This window comes from Pseudomonas sp. PS01299, assembly GCF_029960145.1.
In the GTDB taxonomy this organism is placed as follows: domain Bacteria; phylum Pseudomonadota; class Gammaproteobacteria; order Pseudomonadales; family Pseudomonadaceae; genus Aquipseudomonas; species Aquipseudomonas putida_A.
Window position 1 is genome coordinate 1 of record NZ_JASCPO010000114.1, and the last position, 18,514, is coordinate 18,514.

At 60.6% G+C, this 18,514-nt stretch carries 6 protein-coding genes and 1 pseudogene; 4 read left to right on the forward strand and 3 right to left on the reverse strand.

Annotated elements, in window-relative coordinates:
* A pseudogene (locus tag QMX91_RS19055) lies at positions 1-1,179 on the forward strand (hypothetical protein); the annotation flags it as partial.
* Positions 1,180-1,652: 473 nt separating this feature from the next.
* Here QMX91_RS19055 and QMX91_RS19060 read toward each other — a convergent pair.
* From QMX91_RS19060 to QMX91_RS19070, 3 genes are all read right to left on the reverse strand, one after another.
* Entirely contained in the window at positions 1,653-2,012 is a 360-nt protein-coding gene (locus tag QMX91_RS19060) for a DUF6124 family protein (protein WP_282413187.1), read from the reverse strand.
* 139 nt (positions 2,013-2,151) lie between these two features.
* Positions 2,152-2,523, reverse strand: a complete 372-nt coding sequence (locus QMX91_RS19065; RefSeq protein WP_282413188.1) for a hypothetical protein — start codon at positions 2,521-2,523, stop codon at positions 2,152-2,154.
* 1,392 nt (positions 2,524-3,915) lie between these two features.
* Positions 3,916-12,525 (reverse strand): retention module-containing protein, encoded by an 8,610-nt coding sequence (locus QMX91_RS19070; RefSeq protein WP_282413189.1) that lies wholly within the window; start codon positions 12,523-12,525, stop codon positions 3,916-3,918.
* 532 nt (positions 12,526-13,057) lie between these two features.
* On the opposite strand from QMX91_RS19070, the gene QMX91_RS19075 reads away from it, so the two are divergent.
* From QMX91_RS19075 to QMX91_RS19085, 3 genes are all read left to right on the forward strand, one after another.
* Positions 13,058-14,416: a TolC family outer membrane protein gene (locus tag QMX91_RS19075; RefSeq protein WP_098968485.1), complete on the forward strand. Its 1,359-nt coding sequence runs from the start codon at positions 13,058-13,060 to the stop codon at positions 14,414-14,416.
* A gap of 157 nt (positions 14,417-14,573) precedes the next feature.
* Positions 14,574-16,736, forward strand: a complete 2,163-nt coding sequence (locus tag QMX91_RS19080) for a type I secretion system permease/ATPase (RefSeq protein ID WP_282413190.1) — start codon at positions 14,574-14,576, stop codon at positions 16,734-16,736.
* Positions 16,737-16,931: 195 nt separating this feature from the next.
* The gene (locus tag QMX91_RS19085; protein ID WP_098967759.1) at positions 16,932-18,293 is read left to right on the forward strand and encodes an HlyD family type I secretion periplasmic adaptor subunit; all 1,362 of its coding nucleotides are present in this window, start codon (positions 16,932-16,934) and stop codon (positions 18,291-18,293) included.
* The last annotated feature ends 221 nt before the right edge of the window (positions 18,294-18,514 follow it).

Here is an 18,514-nt window from a genome sequence, read left to right on the forward strand (position 1 = left end):
AACCTGACGACCGGCCTGTGGGAACTGACCCTGACAGGCTTGAGCGTGGCCGCTCACAGCTTCACCGCCGTCGCGCTGTATGGCAGTGGGCAGGTGTCCGCGGCGTGGACGTTGACGGTGACGGCCAATACCGCACTGACCATCACCTCAGTAAAAGATCAGAGCAACTGGAACATTCCCGATAACGGTCATACCGTGCACACCAGCGTCACGCTCACTGGCTCCGCGCCTGTTGGCCAGAAGATGGAAGTTTTCCTCGGTGCGATCTCCAAAGGCATCGCGGAAGCTGGCCCCGACAGAACCTGGACCCGTACCGTGAGCGGGTTATCGCTGGACGTACTGCACACCTTAAAGGCCGTTGGCCAATACGCGAACAATCCGACATCGAACCTTTGGCGTTTGACGGCGTTGAATGGCGTGAGGCCGGCCATCACCGCCGCGCAGGATTCCAAAGGGCAGCCAATCAGCAATGGTGGCAACACTGTTGACCGCACTGTTCATCTTATGGGGACGGCGACTAAGTATCTTGAGGTGGAGATTTACGATGGTGCCACCGCCACTGGCAAAAAGGCCAGGGCCAATGACAAAGGTGAATGGGCGGTTCAGTTGACCGGGCTGACACCTACGAAGCATGTGTTCAAAGCCAAGGCGTTGTATGGCAGCGGGACGGAGTCGGGAGAGTGGATAGTGAACGTGGTCGATCTCGTTGACCTCGTCGAAAACTTTGGTTCATATCCAAGAGAAAAATGGGTCACAAACCCAGGGGAATCCCTCGAAGGGACGCACACCAAACTAACGGTATTTACAGACATCGGGCGGGAATTTCGTTGGGTCAAAGTGGCAGAAAGCCTAACTCTTTGGATGCAGATCAGCAGCCAAAATACTCCAGCCACATTTGCGTATGCCGTAGCACTGAAACAAGGGAACGCCAAGAGTGCGACAATCAAGGGCCAGTTTCAGAGTCTTAAGCGTCACCGCATCCAGATTGAGTTTCTACAGAGTAATAATGTGGTCTCCTCAATACTCTTCTTCGAAGGCGTCAGTCTTGAACGGTTTGAGAGGGACGTCGCTCCACAAAACGGCCAAGCGTTCAACGCTATCAAATTTGTGATGACGATTTTGGAGGGAGAGAGCTTTATGGATATGTTTTTTATATATGAAATTGCTTACAGAAGTTAAAGGCTTCTGTTGCCTACAATTTGGTGAAGAACAGATGCCCCCAATGCTTTGGATCAGAGGAGATCACTTTTGCAACAATGACACGAAAACCGGCAATCCACGCTAAGCGCCTCTCCTTGATGGGGAAGTGCTTAGCAGTTGCTACTAAATGATGGTGCGTTTTCGATGATCGGAAGTGAATACAGGAGGTAATTGGATAGGGTAACGCTTTTCCACGAAAGTGTTTCCCCAATCAATTGTCCCGAGCACAGTTTTAGCCAACACTTATCTCCACTAAACAAAATATATGCAGGCCAACTCTTGGGCTGCGAAAAAAATCTGGATTGAGGCGGGATAAGAGTGCGGACTCATTTAATGCCAATCGCGAGCAGGCTCACGCCTGCAAGGGATCTTTGCCGAGCACTTAACCAGTGACCAATGCAGATCCACTGTGGGAGCGGGCTTGCTCGCGAAGAGGCCAGAACTGTTAGCGCCTATTCCTTGGGAACAACATTATCCAGCGCCTGATTCACCGCCAACTCCCCCAGCATCACCACTTGGGCAATGCCCAGCGCCGTATTGCGACTCGGCCCCTCCAGCGTGCCGGCGAAATCACCGAGCATGACCGTGACCGAGGCCAGGGATTCGCAGGCGTTGGCCAGCAGCGATTCGGTATCGGTTTGTGGATTGACGAGGAACATGCTGCTGGGGGTGTATGGCGTTGCCATGATTTGCGCGGGTGCGAGGTAATGGTCGAGGGCGCGTTCGGCGGCTTCGTGGAGTTTTCTGGAGTTGAGGGATTCGTAGGGTGAAACCGGGTCTGTGATTGGCGGATTGGGCTTGGTTTCGGACATCAGCAGGAACTCCGATCGAGGCACTTTGGAAGAATGACTTCGTGTAGGAGCTGCCGAAGGCTGCGATCTTTTGATCTTGTTTTTAGAAGCAAAATCAAAAGATCGCAGCCTGCGGCAGCTCCTACAGGGGACCGAGCAGTTAGTTCGGCACGCGGCGGCCGTCCAGTACCCGGTTGACCATCAGTTCACTGAGCATGATCACCTGATGCAGCATCAGCATGGCTCGACGCTGTGGGTGGTCGACGACGTCGCCGATATCGCGGGCCATGTCACTGGCGGCGGCCAGGGATTCGCAGGCTTCGACGAGCAAGGTTTCTTCGTCCACGGTGGGGTCGATGAGGAAGATTCTGTTCGCCTTGCATGACGAGGCCGAAGGGATCGAGATCTTCAGGGCGCCGGGGTTGAGGTAGAAGTTTATGGCGCGGTCGGTTGCCGCTTTTATCTTCTGCGGGTCGAGGGCTGGGTCGTATGGGATCGAGGTGTCCGGGGGGTTGGGTGTGGCTTTGAACATAAATGAAACTCCAATTTGAACAATAGGAGCCATCACCCTCGCTACCAAACGGCGGGTGGCGGCCATGCGCGGGTTGGTAGACCGGTCAAATTGGGTAACCCGGCGCTCACGAATGAGCCCCACGCATGCCCACCATACAAAGCCATATCTCAAAAAAGAAACAGCAATGAAGGTGTCGCAACAACGACAATTTAAGACGGGCTACCAAACCCGATCACTGATTTTCAGTGACAGGGATACGATATAGCCCGCCCCATAGCCGTGTAAGCCGGCGGATTCTGGCGTACGCGTAGGTAACGGCGCAAGGCGTTGTAGCCGTTATGGCGTAACGGTTCGTGTACTTTAAACGTGGTTGCGGGGGTATGTTTATGTGCGGCGTTTGCTCTGTTGTTTTGATGTTGTCTGGCAAGCCGCTTTCGCGAGCAAGCCCGCTCCCACAGTTGGATTGTGTGCATTCAGGTGGGAGGTTGGTCGGGTGGTAGGCCGCCATCGCTGGCAAGCCAGCTCCCACAATTTGACCGAGTGCATTCAGTGAGGGATTGGTCGGCTGTGAGGTCGCTTTCGCGAGCAGGCTCGCTCCCACAGTTGGAATGAGTGCATTCAGGTGGGAGGTTGGTCGGCTGGTAGGCCGCCATCGCTGGCAAGCCAGCTCCCACCATTTGACCGAGTGTATTCAGTTGGGGATTGGTCGGCTGTGAGACCGCTTTCGCGAGCAAGCTCGCTCCCACAGTTGGAATGAGTGCATTCAGTTGGGGATTGGTCGACTGTGAGGCCGCTTTCGCGAGCAAGCCCGCTCCCACAGTTGGAATGAGTGCATTCAGGTGGGGATTGGTCGGCTGGTGGGCCGCCATCGCTGGCAAGCCAGCTCCCACAATTTGACCGAGTGCATTCAGTCAGGGATTGGTCGGCTGGGAGGCCGCTTTCGCGAGCAAGCCCGCTCCCACAGTTGGAATGCGTGCATTCAGGTGGGGATTGGTCGGCTGGTAGGCCGCCATCGCTGGCAAGCCAGCTCCCACAATTTGACCGAGTGCATTCAGTTGGGGATTGGTCGGCTGGGAGGCCGCTTTCGCGAGCAGGCTCGCTCCCACAGTTGGAATGCGTGCATTCAGGTGGGAGGTTGGTCGGCTGGGAGGCCGCCATCGCTGGCAAGCCAGCTCCCACCATTTGACTGAGTGCATTCAGTTGGGGATTGATCAGTTGGGAGGCCGCTTTCGCGAGCAAGCCCGCTCCCACAGGGTAGCCTTGTTGTTCACAAATGCTGAGTACCCTAAATCCAATGTGGGAGCGAGCTTGCTCGCGAAGGCTGACTCACTGGCAACGCAGTTCTCCAGACAGACAAAACCCGCCGTCCCGACTGATCGGGGCGGCGGGTTTTGTCGTTTCAGGCCTTGATCACACCGTGTCCACTTTCAGCGAATGATCATTGAGCATGCCGCTGATGATCGTCGCCGTGTCGTGCCCGCCGGCCACCACCCCGCCCGCCCCCGGGGTCACGCCGTAGTGGCTGGCGAGGTTGACGCCGGCCAGGTCGATGGTCTGGTTCGGTGTGGCGCCGGCCAGGGCGCTGACGTCGATGCTGGTGAGCACCGAGGCGCCGCTGCCGGTAACGGTGAAGTGCAGGTAATCGTCGAGCGACGCGGTGGTGCCGTTTTCACCTTGCAGCAGTTGCGACAGGTCGAGCTTGTCGGTGCCGGGGGTGAAATCGGTGATGGTGTCGTGGCCACTGTTGCCCTTGAGGTACTGGAAGGTATCCGCGCCTGCCCCGCCAGTCAGGGTGTTGTTGCCCAAGCCGCCGATCAGCAGGTCATCACCGCCACCACCGTTGAGGATGTCGTTACCCAGCCCGCCGTTGATCACGTTGTTATTGTTGTCGCCGGTCAGGGTGTCGTTGAAGTTCGAGCCGACCAGATTTTCGATGTTGCTGATCGTGTCGGTGCCGGCCCCGATGGTGTTTTGCGCACCGAGCAGACCGAGGTTGACCGTGACCCCGGCGGTGGCGTGGGCATAGCTGACCGTGTCGATGCCGGTGCCGCCGTCGAGAATGTCGTTGCCCGGGCCGCTGTAGAGCAAGTCGTTGCCCGCACCGCCGTGCATCTCGTTGTTGCCGGAACCGGCAGTCAGTACATCGTTGCCGTCGCCGCCATTGAGGATGTTGTTGCCGGTGCCCGCCACCAGAATGTCATCCCCGGCAGTGCCGGTGAGGGTGTGGCCATCCTGATAGGTGATGCTGACGTTGGCCGTGTCGCTGCCGCCATGGTTGTCATTGGCGGTGTAGGTGCCGTGGAAATCCGGCGTCACGTCGTGGGCGCCGGCGTAGTTGACCGTCATGGTCAGTTGATAGTTTTCCGCTGCCGTCGGATTGCTGCCGGTGGTGTTGCTGATGTTGGTCACGTGGATCTGGTAGGTGCCATCGGCACCGGCAGTGATGGTGCCGCCATCGGCGATGCTGACGAACGCGCCGCCGTTGACCGAGTACTCCATGGTGACGTGGCCGGCCGCGAGGTTGTGATCCAGGTTCAGCGTTTCGCCCTGTTTCAGTTTGACGGTGATCAAGTCTTCATCGTTGGCATTGGCGCTGGTCACCGCACCGAGGTAACCGCTGACCACCAGCACGGCGGTCATCGCTGCGGTGTTGGCGGCGAACGCAGCGCGTACGTCGGCCAGGTTCTGGTTGGCGGCGGTGTTGCCGGTGCCGGCGAAGTTGATCGCGCCAGTGCCGGTGAAGTCCGCGCCCTTGGCCACCCATCCGGTGTTGAAGCTGGTCGGCGAGGCGTTGAGCGTGTCGCCGTCCGGATCGGTGTCGTTGGCCAGCAACAGTTCGCCCGGCACGGTGATGTTGCTCGACAGCACGTTGGTGATGACGTGGTCGTCCGTCGCCACCGGTGGCGAGTTGGGGATCACTTTCACGGTCAGCGTCGAGCTGGCGAGGTCGCCGTCGTTGTCGCTGAGGGTGAAACCGATGTTCTCGGTGATCACCGTGGTTGTGGTTTTCTGCGAGGTGTAGCTGTAGTCACCGGTGTCGAGGTTGATCACCAGCGTGCCGCTGTTGTTGGTGGCGATGCTGATCGTGTTGTTCACGGTGTTGAACGTGCCGTGGTTGGTGCCGCCGGATGCGGTCAACGAACCCTGGCCGCTGTTGGCGCGCGGGTCATAGGTGTAAGTGGTGCCGTCGACCACGATGGATTTGATGAAACCGCCATCGGCGCCGAAGGTACCGCCCTCGCCCAGCAGCGAACCGGTGACCGGGGCGCCTTCGACGGTGCCCGACAGCACCGAGTTGAGCTGATTGAGGTCGGTGACCACCACCGCGTTGGTGTTGGTGTGGCTGATGCCGTCATAGGCCAGCGGATCGAGGTTGGCGTTGCTCACGCCGCTGCCCAGACCGATGGCGTAGTTCTTGATGTTGTTGGCATCGAGGAAGGCTTTGAGTGCGGTCTCATCGGCGGTGCCGATTTCCTGGCCAGTGGTCGGTTTACCGTCGGAGAAGAAGTAGCCGATGTTCTGCGCCCCGGTGAGTTTGCCCGAGGTGTTGAACGCGGTCTGCATCGTTGCCACGGCCGCGTCGTAGTTGGTACCGCCACCCGCCGTGAGACCGGCGAGCAGCGATTTGGCGGTCGCCACGTCAACCCACACCGAGGTCCTGTCGGTGGCGCTGCTGCTGAAGGTGACGAGTTGCACCTTCACATCGCCGAGGTCGTCGTATTTGTCGAGCAAGGCACTGATCGCCTGTTTCGCCAGATCCAGTCGCGACAGGCCCGGCACGCCGGACGGGTCGACCATGCTGCCGGAGATGTCGAGGACGATCAGCAGGTTGGAATCGATTTCCACCGCCGCCACCGAACGATCCGACGCCACGGCTTTGGGCACGTCGTCGACGATGTTGACCACAATCGTGCTGGTGGTGCTGTTGCCCAGCGCATCGGTGGCTTTGTAGGTAAAACTTTCGCTCAGGGTGTTGGCGCCGTCGTTGGCGTTCGGCGTGGTTTTCGGTGCCGAGGTCAGGGTGTAGGTGTAAGTGCCGTCGGCGTTGAGCTGGATCTGCCCGTAAGTGCCGGTGGCGCTGCCGACCAGGGTGTAGGTGAGCGCCCCGCTGCCGCCGGTGACCGCACCGACCAGGGTGCCGGTGGCGGTTTCGCCGGTGTTGGTCGGGTCGCTGCCGGTGACCGTGCCGGGGGCCAGGTCCTGGCCGTCCTTGGTCAGGTCGAGGGCTTTTTCGTAGACCGTCACGTCCTGATCGACCGACGCAATCAGTTTGCTGTCGGCGACATTGATGGTGATGGTGGTGGTGCTTTCGTCACCGTCGCCGTCGCGGATGGTGTAGGTGAAGGTGTCGGTGGCGCCCGGTGGGCTCACCGAGTTCGGGTTGCTGTGGTAGATGGCGTTACCCGCCGCGTCCAGGGTCAGGTAGCCGTAGGCGCCGTTGATGTTGCTGTTGAGGCCGCCGATGGCCGAGGTCGCGGTGTTGCTGCCGGCGCGCACGCCGACCACTGCCCCGCCTGCCGCTGCGCCATCGGCGCCGGTAACGTCGTTGCCGAGCACGCTGATATTGACCGTGCCGCCCTCCGCCACCGAGCCGGTGTCGGCCTTGGCGGTCGGCAGGTCATCGATGATGTTGACGTTGATCTGGCCGCTGGCGGTGCTGCCATCGGTGTCGGTCGCGACCACGTTGAAGTTTTCGGTGAGGCTGTTGGCGCCGTTGCCGGTCGGGTGATTTTCGTTATCCACCAGGGTGTAGCTGTAACTGACCACGCCGGTCGCCGGGTTGTAACCGGTGACGGTGAACGTACTGCCCAGCGGCGACACCACCGATTGCGGGAAGCCTGCGGCGACCCCGTTGGTCACGACGGCAATGCCACCGACAGTGAGGGTTTGCAGGCCATCCAGGGCCGTGACGGTGAACGTACCGCTCTGGGTCAGCGCCGGAGTATCGGGACTGGTGCCGTCACTGAGGTTTTTCTCGTAGACGGTGAGTTCGCCGCCATTGACGTCGAGGCCGTTGAGCACCACCGGATCGTCGTTGTTGTGGATGTTCAGCACCAGATTGGCGGTGCTGGTATCACCGTCGGCATCGGTGAGCGTGTAGGTGAATGTCTCGGTGCCGTTTCCACCGCCGTGCAGCGCCTTGAAATCGGCGTCAGCCGGGTTAAGCGTGTAGGTGTAAGTGCCGTTGGCATTGAGCACCAGCGTGCCGTAAGTCCCGGTGAACGTACCGGCAGTGATCGGCCCGGCATTCGGTCCAGTGGCGACCACGTCCGCGCCTTGCACGTCGTTAGTCAGCACGTTGCCGGTCAGGGTCAGCTGGGTTTCCGAGGCACTGGTGGCGTTGCTGTCGTTGAGGGCTTTGGGCACGTCATCGACGATTCTGACGACGATGGTGCTGGTGACCACATTGCCCAGCGAATCGGTGGCCTGATAGGTGAAGGTTTCAGTCAGGGTGTTGGCCCCGTCGTCGGCATGCGGTGTGGTGGTCGCCGGCGAGGTCAGTGTGTAGGTGTAAGTGCCGTTGGGGTTGAGCACGATCTGCCCGTAGTTGCCGGTGGCACTGCCGACCAGCGCATAGCTGATGGCGCCGACCGCACCGGTGACCGAACCGACCAGTGTGCCGGAGGCGGTTTCGCCCGTATTGGTCGGGTCGCTGCCGATGACCGTACCCGGGGCCAGATCGGCGCCGTCCTTGGTCAGGTCGAGGGCTTTTTCGTAGACGGTGACGTCGGTGTCGCTGGTCGCATACAGCTTGCTGTTGGCGACATCGATGGTGATGGTGGTGGTGCTTTCATCGCCATCGGAATCGCGCACGGTGTAGGTGAACACATCCACCGCACCGGGGCCGTTCACGGCATTGGGGTTGCTGTGATAGACCGCGTTGCCGTTGGCATCGAGGGTCAGGTAACCGTAGGTGCCATTGATGTTGCTGTTGAGGCCGCCAATGGCCGAGGTCGAGGTGTCGGAGCCGGCGCGCACACCGACCACCGCGCCGGTCACCGCCGGGCCGTCGGCGCCGCCGATGTCATTGTCGAGCACGTTGCCGCTGACGGTGCCGCCCTCCGCCACCGAGGCGGAATCGGCGTGCGCGCTCGGCAAGTCATCAATGATGTTGACGTTGATCTGGCCGCTGGCGGTGCTGCCGTCAGTGTCAGTCGCCACCACGTTGAAGTTCTCGGTGATGCTGTTGGCGCCATTGCCGTTCGGATGGGTTTCGTTATCGACCAGGGTGTAGCTGTAGCTGACCACGCCGGTCGCCGGGTTGTAGCCGGTGATGGTCAGCGTGCTGCCCAACGGCGTGACGGTTGATTGCGGGAAGCCTGCGGCCACACCACCGGTGACGACGTTGATGCCGCCCACGGTCAGGGTTTGCAGACCGTCGAGCGCGGTCACGGTGAAGGTACCGCTCTGAGTCAGCGCCGATGCATCGGGACTGGTGCCGTCGCTGAGGTTTTTCTCATAGACCGTGAGTTCGCCACCATTCACGTCGAGACCGTTGAGGATCACCGGATCGTCGTTGTTGTGGATCTGCAGGACGAGATTCGCGGTGCTGGTATCGCCGTCCGAGTCAGTGATGGTGTAGGTGAAATTTTCCGTGCCGTTGCCGCCGCCGTGCAGGTTTTTGAAGTCCGCGTCGCTGGTGTTGAGGGTGTAGGTGTAAGTGCCGTCAGTGTGCAGTTCCAGGGTGCCGTAGGTGCCGGTGAACGTGCCGGCGGTGACCGGGCCGGTGGGGACGCGGTCGGCGCCCTGCACGTCGTTGGTCAGGACGTTGCCGGTCAGGGTCAACTGGCTTTCCGACGCGGTGTTGGCGTTGGAATCGTTCAGCGCTTTTGGCAGGTCGTCGATGATGTTGACGTCGAGGGTGGCGTTGGCGGTGGTGCCGTTGTCGTCCACCACGGTGACGGCGAACTGTTCAGGCAGATTGTTGGCGCCGTTGGCGGTTGGGTGGGCGTCGTTGTGGTCGAGGGTGTAGCTGTAGCTGACGACACCGGTGGTCGCGTTGAATCCGGTGATGGTCAACGTGCTGCCCAGCGGTGTGGTCACCGATTGCGGGAAGCCTGCGGCTACACCGTTGGTGACCACGGCAATACCGCCGACGGTCAGCGTAGTGACGCCGTCCAGTGCAGTAATGGTGAACGTGCCGCTTTGGGTCAGCGCATTGGCATCAGGCGCACTGCCGGTGCTGAGGTTTTTTTCGTAAACCGTCAGCTCGCCGCCGTTTACGTCCAGGCCGCTGATGACCACCGGATCGTCGTTGTTGTGGATCTGCAAAACGAGGTTGGCGGTGCTGGTATCGCCGTCAGAATCGGTGATGGTGTAGGTGAAGGTTTCGGTGCCATTGCCGCCACCGTGCAGGTTTTTGAAGTCGGCGTCGGTGGTGTTCAGCGTGTAGGTGTAGGTGCCGTCGGTGTGCAGTTCCAGCGTGCCATAGGTGCCAGTGAACGTACCGGCAGTCACTGGGCCGGTCGGTACGCGGTCGGCGCCTTGCACGTCGTTGGTCAGGACGTTGCCGGTGAGGGTCAGATTGGTTTCTGACGCGGTGCCAGTGTTGCTGTCATCCACCGCCTTGGGCAGATCATCGACCACATTCACATCAAGCGTTGCGTTGGCGGTAGTGCCATTGTCGTCGACCACCGTGACGCCGAACTGTTCGGAAAGCGAGTTGGCGCCATTGGCAGTCGGATGCGCATCGTTGTGATCGAGGGTGTAGCTGTAGCTGACCACTCCGGTTGCTGCGTTGAAACCAGTAATAGTCAACGTGCTGCCCAACGGTGTAGTGACCGATTGTGGGAAGCCTGCCGCCACGCCATTCGTCACGACAGCGATGCCACCCACTGTCAGCGTGGTAACACCGTCCAAAGCGGTGATGGTGAAGGTGCCGCTTTGTGTCAGCGCGTTGGCATCCGGAGTGCTACCGGTGCTGAGGTTTTTTTCGTAAACCGTCAGCTCGCCGCCGTTCACGTCGAGGCCACTGATGACCACCGGATCGTCGTTGTTGTGGATCTGCAAAACGAGGTTGGCGGTGCTGGTATCGCCGTCAGAATCGGTGATGGTGTAGGTGAAATTCTCGGTGCCGTTGCCGCCGCCGTGCAGGTTTTTGAAGTCGGCGTCAGTTGGGTTGAGCGTGTAGGTGTAAGTGCCGTCGGTGTGCAGTTCGAGGGTGCCGTAGGTGCCGGTGAAAGTCCCGGCGGTGACTGGGCCGGTCGGTACACGGTCAGCGCCCTGCACGTCGTTGGTCAGCACGTTGCCGGTGAGGATCAGGTTGGTTTCCGACGCGGTGTTGGCGTTGGAATCATTCACCGCTTTTGGCAGGTCGTCGACCACATTAACGTCGAGGGTCGCATTGGCAGTGGTGCCGTTGTCGTCCACCACCGTTACGGCAAATTGCTCAGGCAAGGTATTGGCGCCGTTGCCCGTCGGATGCGCGTCATTGTGATCGAGGGTGTAGCTGTAACTCACCACGCCGGTGGTGGCATTGAAACCGGTGATGGTCAGCGTGCTGCCCAGCGGTGTGGTCACCGATTGCGGGAAGCCTGCTGCCACGCCATTGGTCACGACAGCAATACCGCCGACGGTCAGCGTGGTAACGCCATCCAGTGCGGTGATAGTGAACGTGCCACTCTGGGTCAGCGCATTGGCATCCGGCTCGCTACCGCTGCTGAGGTTTTTTTCATAAACCGTCAGCTCGCCACCCTCAACGTTCAACCCGTTGATCAGCACCGGATCGTCGTTGTTGTGAATCTGCAGAACCAGATTCGCAGTGCTGGTATCGCCGTCCGAATCAGTGAGGGTGTAGGTGAAAGTCTCGGTGCCATTGCCGCCACCGTGAAGCGCTTTGAAGTCTGCGTCGCTGGTGTTCAGGGTGTAGGTGTATGTGCCATTGGCATTCAATACGAGGGTGCCGAAAGTGCCGGTAAAGGTGCCGGCAGTGACCGGGCCGGTGGGCACGCGGTCGGCGCCTTGCACGTCGTTGGTCAGGACGTTGCCGGTCAAGGTCAACTGGGTTTCCGAGGCGGTGTTGGCGTTGCTGTCATTCGCCGCTTTGGGCACGTCATCAATGATGTTGACGTCGAGCGAGCCGGTGGCGCTGTCGCCATTGCTGTCGCTTGCGGTCACCGTGAAATGTTCACTGAGGCTGTTGGCGCCGTCACCGGCCGGATGGGCATCGTTGCCGTTGAGGGTGTAGCTGTAGCTGACTACGCCGGTGCTGGCGTTATACCCGGTGATGGTCAGGGTGTTGCCCAGTTGTGTGGTGATCGACTGCGGGAAACCGGCTGCCACGCCAGCGCTGATCACGTTGATACCGCCGATGTTCAGGCTGCTCAGACCGTCCGGCGCCGACACCGTGAAGCTGCCGCTCTGGGTCAGCGCGCCGGGGTTCGCCGAGGAGCCGGCAGGCAGGTTGGCTTCGTTGAGGGTCAGCTCACCGCCAGGCACGGCGAGGCCACTGAGGGTCACCAGATTGTTGACCGGTGGCGGCACGATCGGCGTGTTGTCGCCATTGTCGATGACTGCGTTGTGCCGCTCTTCGGGAAACTCGGGAATACCGTTGAAACCGGCGGTCGGGAAGCCGATCACCGGATCCACGCGCCCACCGACTTCCGTCAGCAGCACAAAACTGTGGCCGCCACCCAACTCACCTGGCGCGCCGCCCGGTGCATTCGGGCCGGCGGCGGTGGCCTCTGCCGCTTTGGTCGGGTCTTCACCGGCAGCGATGGCTTTCTGAATCTGCTCGACGTCAGTCAGTTGTGCTTCGCTGGGGGTCAGCGCTTCAGGGGAATCGACATGCACTGCCTGATTGGCCAGCAGTTGTCCGGACATGGTCATGCTGCTGTCGCGGCCCAGGGTCAACTCGTGGCCATTTTGCAGATTAATGGCGACGGCACCTTCTGCGCCGGTGATCACTTGATCGCCGGCAAACAAGCGGTCGCCCTCGACCAGGGCGCGGCGCGTGCCGTCGGTGCCCTGCGCAAAAACCTGACCAATGACTTTAGTGACGATCCCGATGAGCGTTGCCATGTGAAATTCCTCCGCTGCCGACCACCGTCGGCACTGGTTCGCGAAGCAGCCCATGGCTCAATCGGGTTGTCGGGGCGACGCTCGCACCTCGACAGTTCGTTTCGCAGGTTGCGCAAACGAGGAAACTTCAGTGCTTTCAAGCACTTCTGCGTCCTGATCGATGCAGCACACCCACTAACGCTACGTAACGGTGGTGAATCACCCGAGTGACAAAAATCTGTCGCTCATCTGCCGCTACGCGTCCCTCCCCTTCAGCAGTACTTCGCCGTATGTCGCAAAGTGAATGGAACTTTCCTCAAGCCTTTTTGTGCTCCCTAAAGCGCATGAAACAAAGGCTTTCGCCCTGAACAATGTGCCGCTTTTCGCCAAGCGCATAAGTTTTTTTCGGCATAAGCCTTATGAAAATTTTTTCTTAGCTACGCTTCAGGATGTTCTTAGCTCTGTTGTTACAAGAGTGAAACGCTTACACCTCAATTTATCGTCAAATATTTGGCGACAGTAACGCACCATCAGGATCAGGGAGATGCACCCCATGCGCGTACTAACCCCCCTCTGCAGCGCGGTTTTGCTGGCCATGGCTTGCACTTCCCAAGCCCAGGCCATGAATCTGACCGAAGCGATTCAAAGCACCATCGCCACCCACCCGGATCTCGCCTCGCGCGTGGACGCCAAACTGTCCGCCGATGAACAAGTGAAAGTGGCCAAGGGTGGCTTCTATCCGTCCGTCGATTTGAATGCCGCTTACGGGCGCGGTTACAGCGACAACACCAATACCCGGGCGCTGGGTAATCACCACACTTCGATTCTCAACTACACCCAGTCCGAGCTACGGCTGCGGCAGATGATCTTCGACGGCTTCAACACCGCCAACGAGGTCGAGCGCACCAAGGGCGTGTCAAACTCGCGCGCTTACTACGCGCAAGGCACCGCTCAGGATCTGGCCCTGCGCACCATCGAGGTCTACCTCGAAGTGCTCAAGCGCCGTGAACTGGTGACCCTGGCCCGGAACAACCTGCAAGCGCACTTGCGCGTCAACGATCAGATCGGCCTGCGCACCCAGCGCGGCATCGGCAGCACCGCCGACTCCGATCAATCGGTGGCCCGTAAGGCGCTGGCGCAGAACAACCTCGACACCGCCGAAGTCGATCTGGCCGACGCCGAATCGAACTTCTACGCTGTGGTCGGGCGCATGCCCGATGAACTGGAAGCGCCACCGTCGACCCGCGGCGAGGTTCCTGCCAGCCTGCCGGAAGCCCAGCAGAGCATGGTCGAGAACAACCCGTATCTGAAATCCGCGCAGGCGGACGTGCAGTCGGCCGAGAGCCAGTATGAAGTTGCCAAGTCGCCGTTCTACCCACGTTTCGATGCCGAGGCCGCAGTGGGTGCGAACAACAACGTGCAAGGCGATGAAGGCCACGACAACGAATGGCGCGTCGGCGTGATCATGAACTACAACCTGTTCCGTGGCGGCAGCGACAAGGCTCGTCTGGCCTCCGATGCGCACCAGATCAATCAGGCGATGGACATCCGCAACAACGCCCTGCGCCAGTTGAACGAGAACATCCACCTGGCGTGGAACGCCATGGTCAACGCGAACAAGCAGACCCCGACCGCCCGCGAATACGCCGAGACCACCAAGCGTGTGCGCGCGGCATATCAGGATCAGTTCGGCCTCGGCCAACGCACCCTGCTCGACTTGCTCGACAGTGAAAACGAGCTCTACAACGCCAACCGTCGCTACACCGAAATCCGCTACACCGAGGAATATTCGATGTACCGCGTGCTGGCGAACATGGGCCAGTTGCTGAGCAAGCAACGGGTGGTGCTGCCGGCGGATGCGATCGCCGCAACCGAGGTGAAAAATGAAGCGCGCCTGCCCGAACTGAAGTAAGTCCCACGACCCTTTGTGGCGAGGGAGCTTGCTCCCGCTGGGTTGCGCAGCGACCCCAAAGATTTGAGCAGCAATGAGTTCCATGGGGCTGCTGCGCAGCCATCGGGGATAAATCCCCTCGCCACAGGTTGGACCAGTCATTACAGGGGCGATCAATATGACCAGCATGGCCGAAGGCGGACACTCCGGGATCGATCCGCGGCTGAGCTTCGATGACCCGTTACTCGACGGTCTGCTGATTCTCTGCAAACTCCACGGCGCAACGGTCAGCCGCGCCAGCCTGAGTGCCGGGCTGCCCCTGAACAAGCAACGTCTGAGCCTGGATCTGCTGCCCCGTGCGGCGGCCCGGGCCGGTTTGCAGGCGCGCTTGTTGCGCCGCGAACTGAAGGATATTTCCGCGCTGAATCTGCCGATTCTGTTGCTGCTCAAGGATGGGCGCACCGCCGTCCTGCGGCGTTTCGCCGACGACGGCAAGGCGCTGATCCTGCCCAGCGAAGCCGATGGCGGCGAGCAATGGGTCGAACGCGAAGAACTCGCCGAACACTACAGCGGCCAGGCCTTGTTCGCCCGTCCGCGCCACGAACTCGAAGACTTGCGTTCACCGCTGGTGCCGCGCGTGCATGCCTGGTTTCGCGACACCCTGAAGCTGTCGAAATGGCTGTACAGCGACGCGATCCTCGCCAGTTTCCTGATCAACCTGCTGGGCCTGATGGTGCCGCTGTTCGTCATGCAGACCTACGACCGCGTGGTGCCGAATCAGGCCACCTCGACCCTGTGGGTGTTGGCGATCGGCCTGCTGATCGGCACCGGTTTCGAACTGGTGCTGCGGGTGGTGCGCGCGCACCTGCTGGATACCGCCGGGAAGAAAACCGATGTGATCCTTTCCGCGACTTTATTTGAACGGATCACCGGCATGGCGATGAAGGCGCGGCCGGCGACCATCGGTGGCTTCGCCCAGAGCATTCATGACTTTCAGGGCCTGCGCGAATTCCTCACGGCGGTGACCCTGACCAGCCTGATCGACCTGCCCTTCGTGGTGTTGATGCTGGTGGTGATCGGTCTGCTCGGTGGCTGGCTGGTGGTGATTCCGCTGCTGGCGTTTCCGATCACGATCATCTTCGCCATGGTGATTCAGGTGCGCCTGCGTGACACCGTGCAGAAAAGCCTGAGCCTGGGTGCCGAACGGCAGGCGCTGCTGATCGAAACCCTCGGCGGCCTGGAAACCCTCAAGGCCTGCAGCGCCGAAAGCGAGCGCCAGCACAAATGGGAAAGCACCCACGGCGCCCTCACCCGCCTCGACAGCCACGCGCGCAACCTTTCGGCGCTGGCGACCAACGGCACGCTGTTCATCCAGCAGTTTTCCGGGATGGCGACGATTGTCGCCGGGGTCTACAGCATCATCGCCGGCAACCTCAGCGTCGGTGCGCTGGTGGCCAGCTACATGCTCGGCAGCCGGGTGCTCGCGCCGCTGGGGCAGATCGCCGGGCTGATCACCCGCTACCAGCAAGCGCAACTGACCATGAAAAGCACCGACGCACTCATGGGCCTGCCCCAGGAACGCGACGGCAAACAGCGACCGCTGGAACGCACGCAGCTGCAAGGTGCGCTGGACGTCAGCGGCGTGACCTTTCACTACAACGGCCAAAACGCACCGGCGCTGAGCAACGTCAGCTTCAGCATGAAACCCGGCGAACGAATCGGCATCATCGGCCGTAGCGGCTCGGGCAAGAGCACCCTGGCGCGGCTGGTGATGGGCTTCTATGAACCCGAGGAAGGCCAGTTGCTGCTCGACGGTCTCGACCTGCGGCAACTGGATGTAGCCGACCTGCGCCAGCAGATCGGTTATGTCGCCCACGACCTGCCGCTTTTGGCCGGCAGCCTGCGCGACAACCTGACCCTCGGCGCCCGCTACATCAGCGATTCGCGCATGCTCGAAGTCGCCGAGCTGACCGGCGTCACCGAGCTGGCCCGCCAGCATCCGCAAGGGTTCGACCGGCCAGTGGGCGAGCGCGGCCAGCTACTTTCCGGCGGCCAGCGTCAGGCCGTTTTACTCGCTCGGGCATTGCTGCTCGACCCGCCGATCATGCTGCTCGACGAACCCACCAGCGCCATGGACAACAGCAGCGAAGACTTGCTGCGCCAGAAGCTGCACGGTTGGGTGCAAGGCAAGACCCTGCTGCTGGTCACCCACCGCACCTCAATGCTGAGCCTGGTGGACCGGCTGCTGGTACTGGACAACGGCCGGGTCGTCGCCGACGGCCCGAAAGAAGCGGTTATCGATGCACTGCGCAAGGGCCGCGTCGGCTCGGCGGCGGTTTAGATGCGTGCACATAATTTATGGCTCTCACAAAACCTGTGGCGAGGGGATTTATCCCCGATGGGCTGCGCAGCAGCCCCAAATACTCTGAGGGCGCTTCGCACCCTATCGGGGATAAATCCCCTCACCACAAGTAAGTGTTACGGGCGACGCATGGGTTGTGCGGTTTGATGTTTCTTAACTGAGGGGTATCGCCCCATGTCTGCATCTTCAGATAGCAAATCACGCGGCTACTTCGACAGTTTCGGCAAAAGCGCCGAAGCCGAGTTCATGCCGGAAACCGCCGGCGCTTCGTTGCAGGATTCGCCGCGCTGGTCGCGGATCACCGTGTGGCTGGCGGCGGCGCTGCTGATCAGTGCGCTGGTCTGGGCCAAGTTCGCCGTGCTTGAAGAAGTGACCATGGGCGAAGGCAAGGCGATTCCGTCAAGCAAGGTCCAGGTGATCCAGAACCTGGAAGGCGGGATCGTCACCGAGATCTTTGTCCGTGAAGGACAAATGGTGAACAAGGGCGATAAGCTGCTGCGCCTGGATGACACACGCTTCCTGTCGAACAAGGGTGAGAGTGAGGCCGATCGTTACGCCCTGACCGCGCAAGTCGAACGCCTTTCCGCCGAAGCCGAGGGCCGTCCGTTCAAACTGTCTGACGAGGTGATCGCCAAGGCGCCACAGGTCGCCGAAGACGAGCGCGCGCTGTACGACCAGCGCCAACGGCGTCTGGCCAGCGAACAACGCACCCTCACCGAACAGCTGCGGCAGAAGACTCAGGAGCTGGCGGAATTCCGCTCCAAGCAAGGCCAGTACAGTTCCAGCCTGGCGCTGCTGCAGCAAGAGATGAACATGTCAGCGCCGCTGGTCGGCACGGGTGCGGTGTCGCCGGTGGAGATCCTGCGACTGAAACGCAGCGCGGTGGAAATTCGCGGCTCGCTGAACGCGACGACCCTGGCCATCCCAAGGGCGGAATCGGCAATCAACGAGATCAAGAGCAAGATCGACGAATCGGAACAGACCTTCCGCTCCGACGCCGCCAAGGACCTCAATCAGAAACGCACCGACCTGTCGAAAATCACCGCGTCGAGCATCGCCATCGACGACCGCGTCAGCCGTACCACCGTGACTTCGCCGGTGCACGGGGTGATCAAGCAACTCAAGGTCAACACCATCGGCGGCGTGGTACAGCCGGGCAGCGACATGGTGGAAATCGTGCCGCTGGAAGACAACCTGCTGATCGAAGCCAAGGTCCGTCCGCAAGACGTCGCGTTCCTCCATCCGGGCCAGAAAGCCATGGTCAAGTTCAGTGCCTATGACTACACGATCTACGGCGGGCTGAGCGCAAAACTGGAACTGATCGGCGCCGACACCATCACCGATGACAAGGGCAACAGCTTCTACCTGATTCAGGTGCGCACCGATAAAAACCACTTGGGCGGGGACGTGAAACCGCTGCTGATCATCCCGGGGATGGTGGCGACGGTGGACATTATTACCGGGGAGAAAAGTGTGCTGGATTATCTGCTCAAACCAGTGCTCAAAGCCCGGACCGAGGCGATGCGCGAGCGGTAGGCATTGTTGGGATTTGCGGTGATTGATCCGACGCCTTCGCGAGCAAGCCCGCTCCCACAAGTGATCGCATTCCTGCTGGAAGAACCCTAATGTGGGCACTGTTGAGATTGGCGCTGATTGATCCGGCGCCTTCGCGAGCAAGCCCGCTCCCACATTTGGAATGCATTCCCCTGTGGGAGCGGGCTTGCTCGCGAAGAGGCCCGCACCAACACCCATTATTT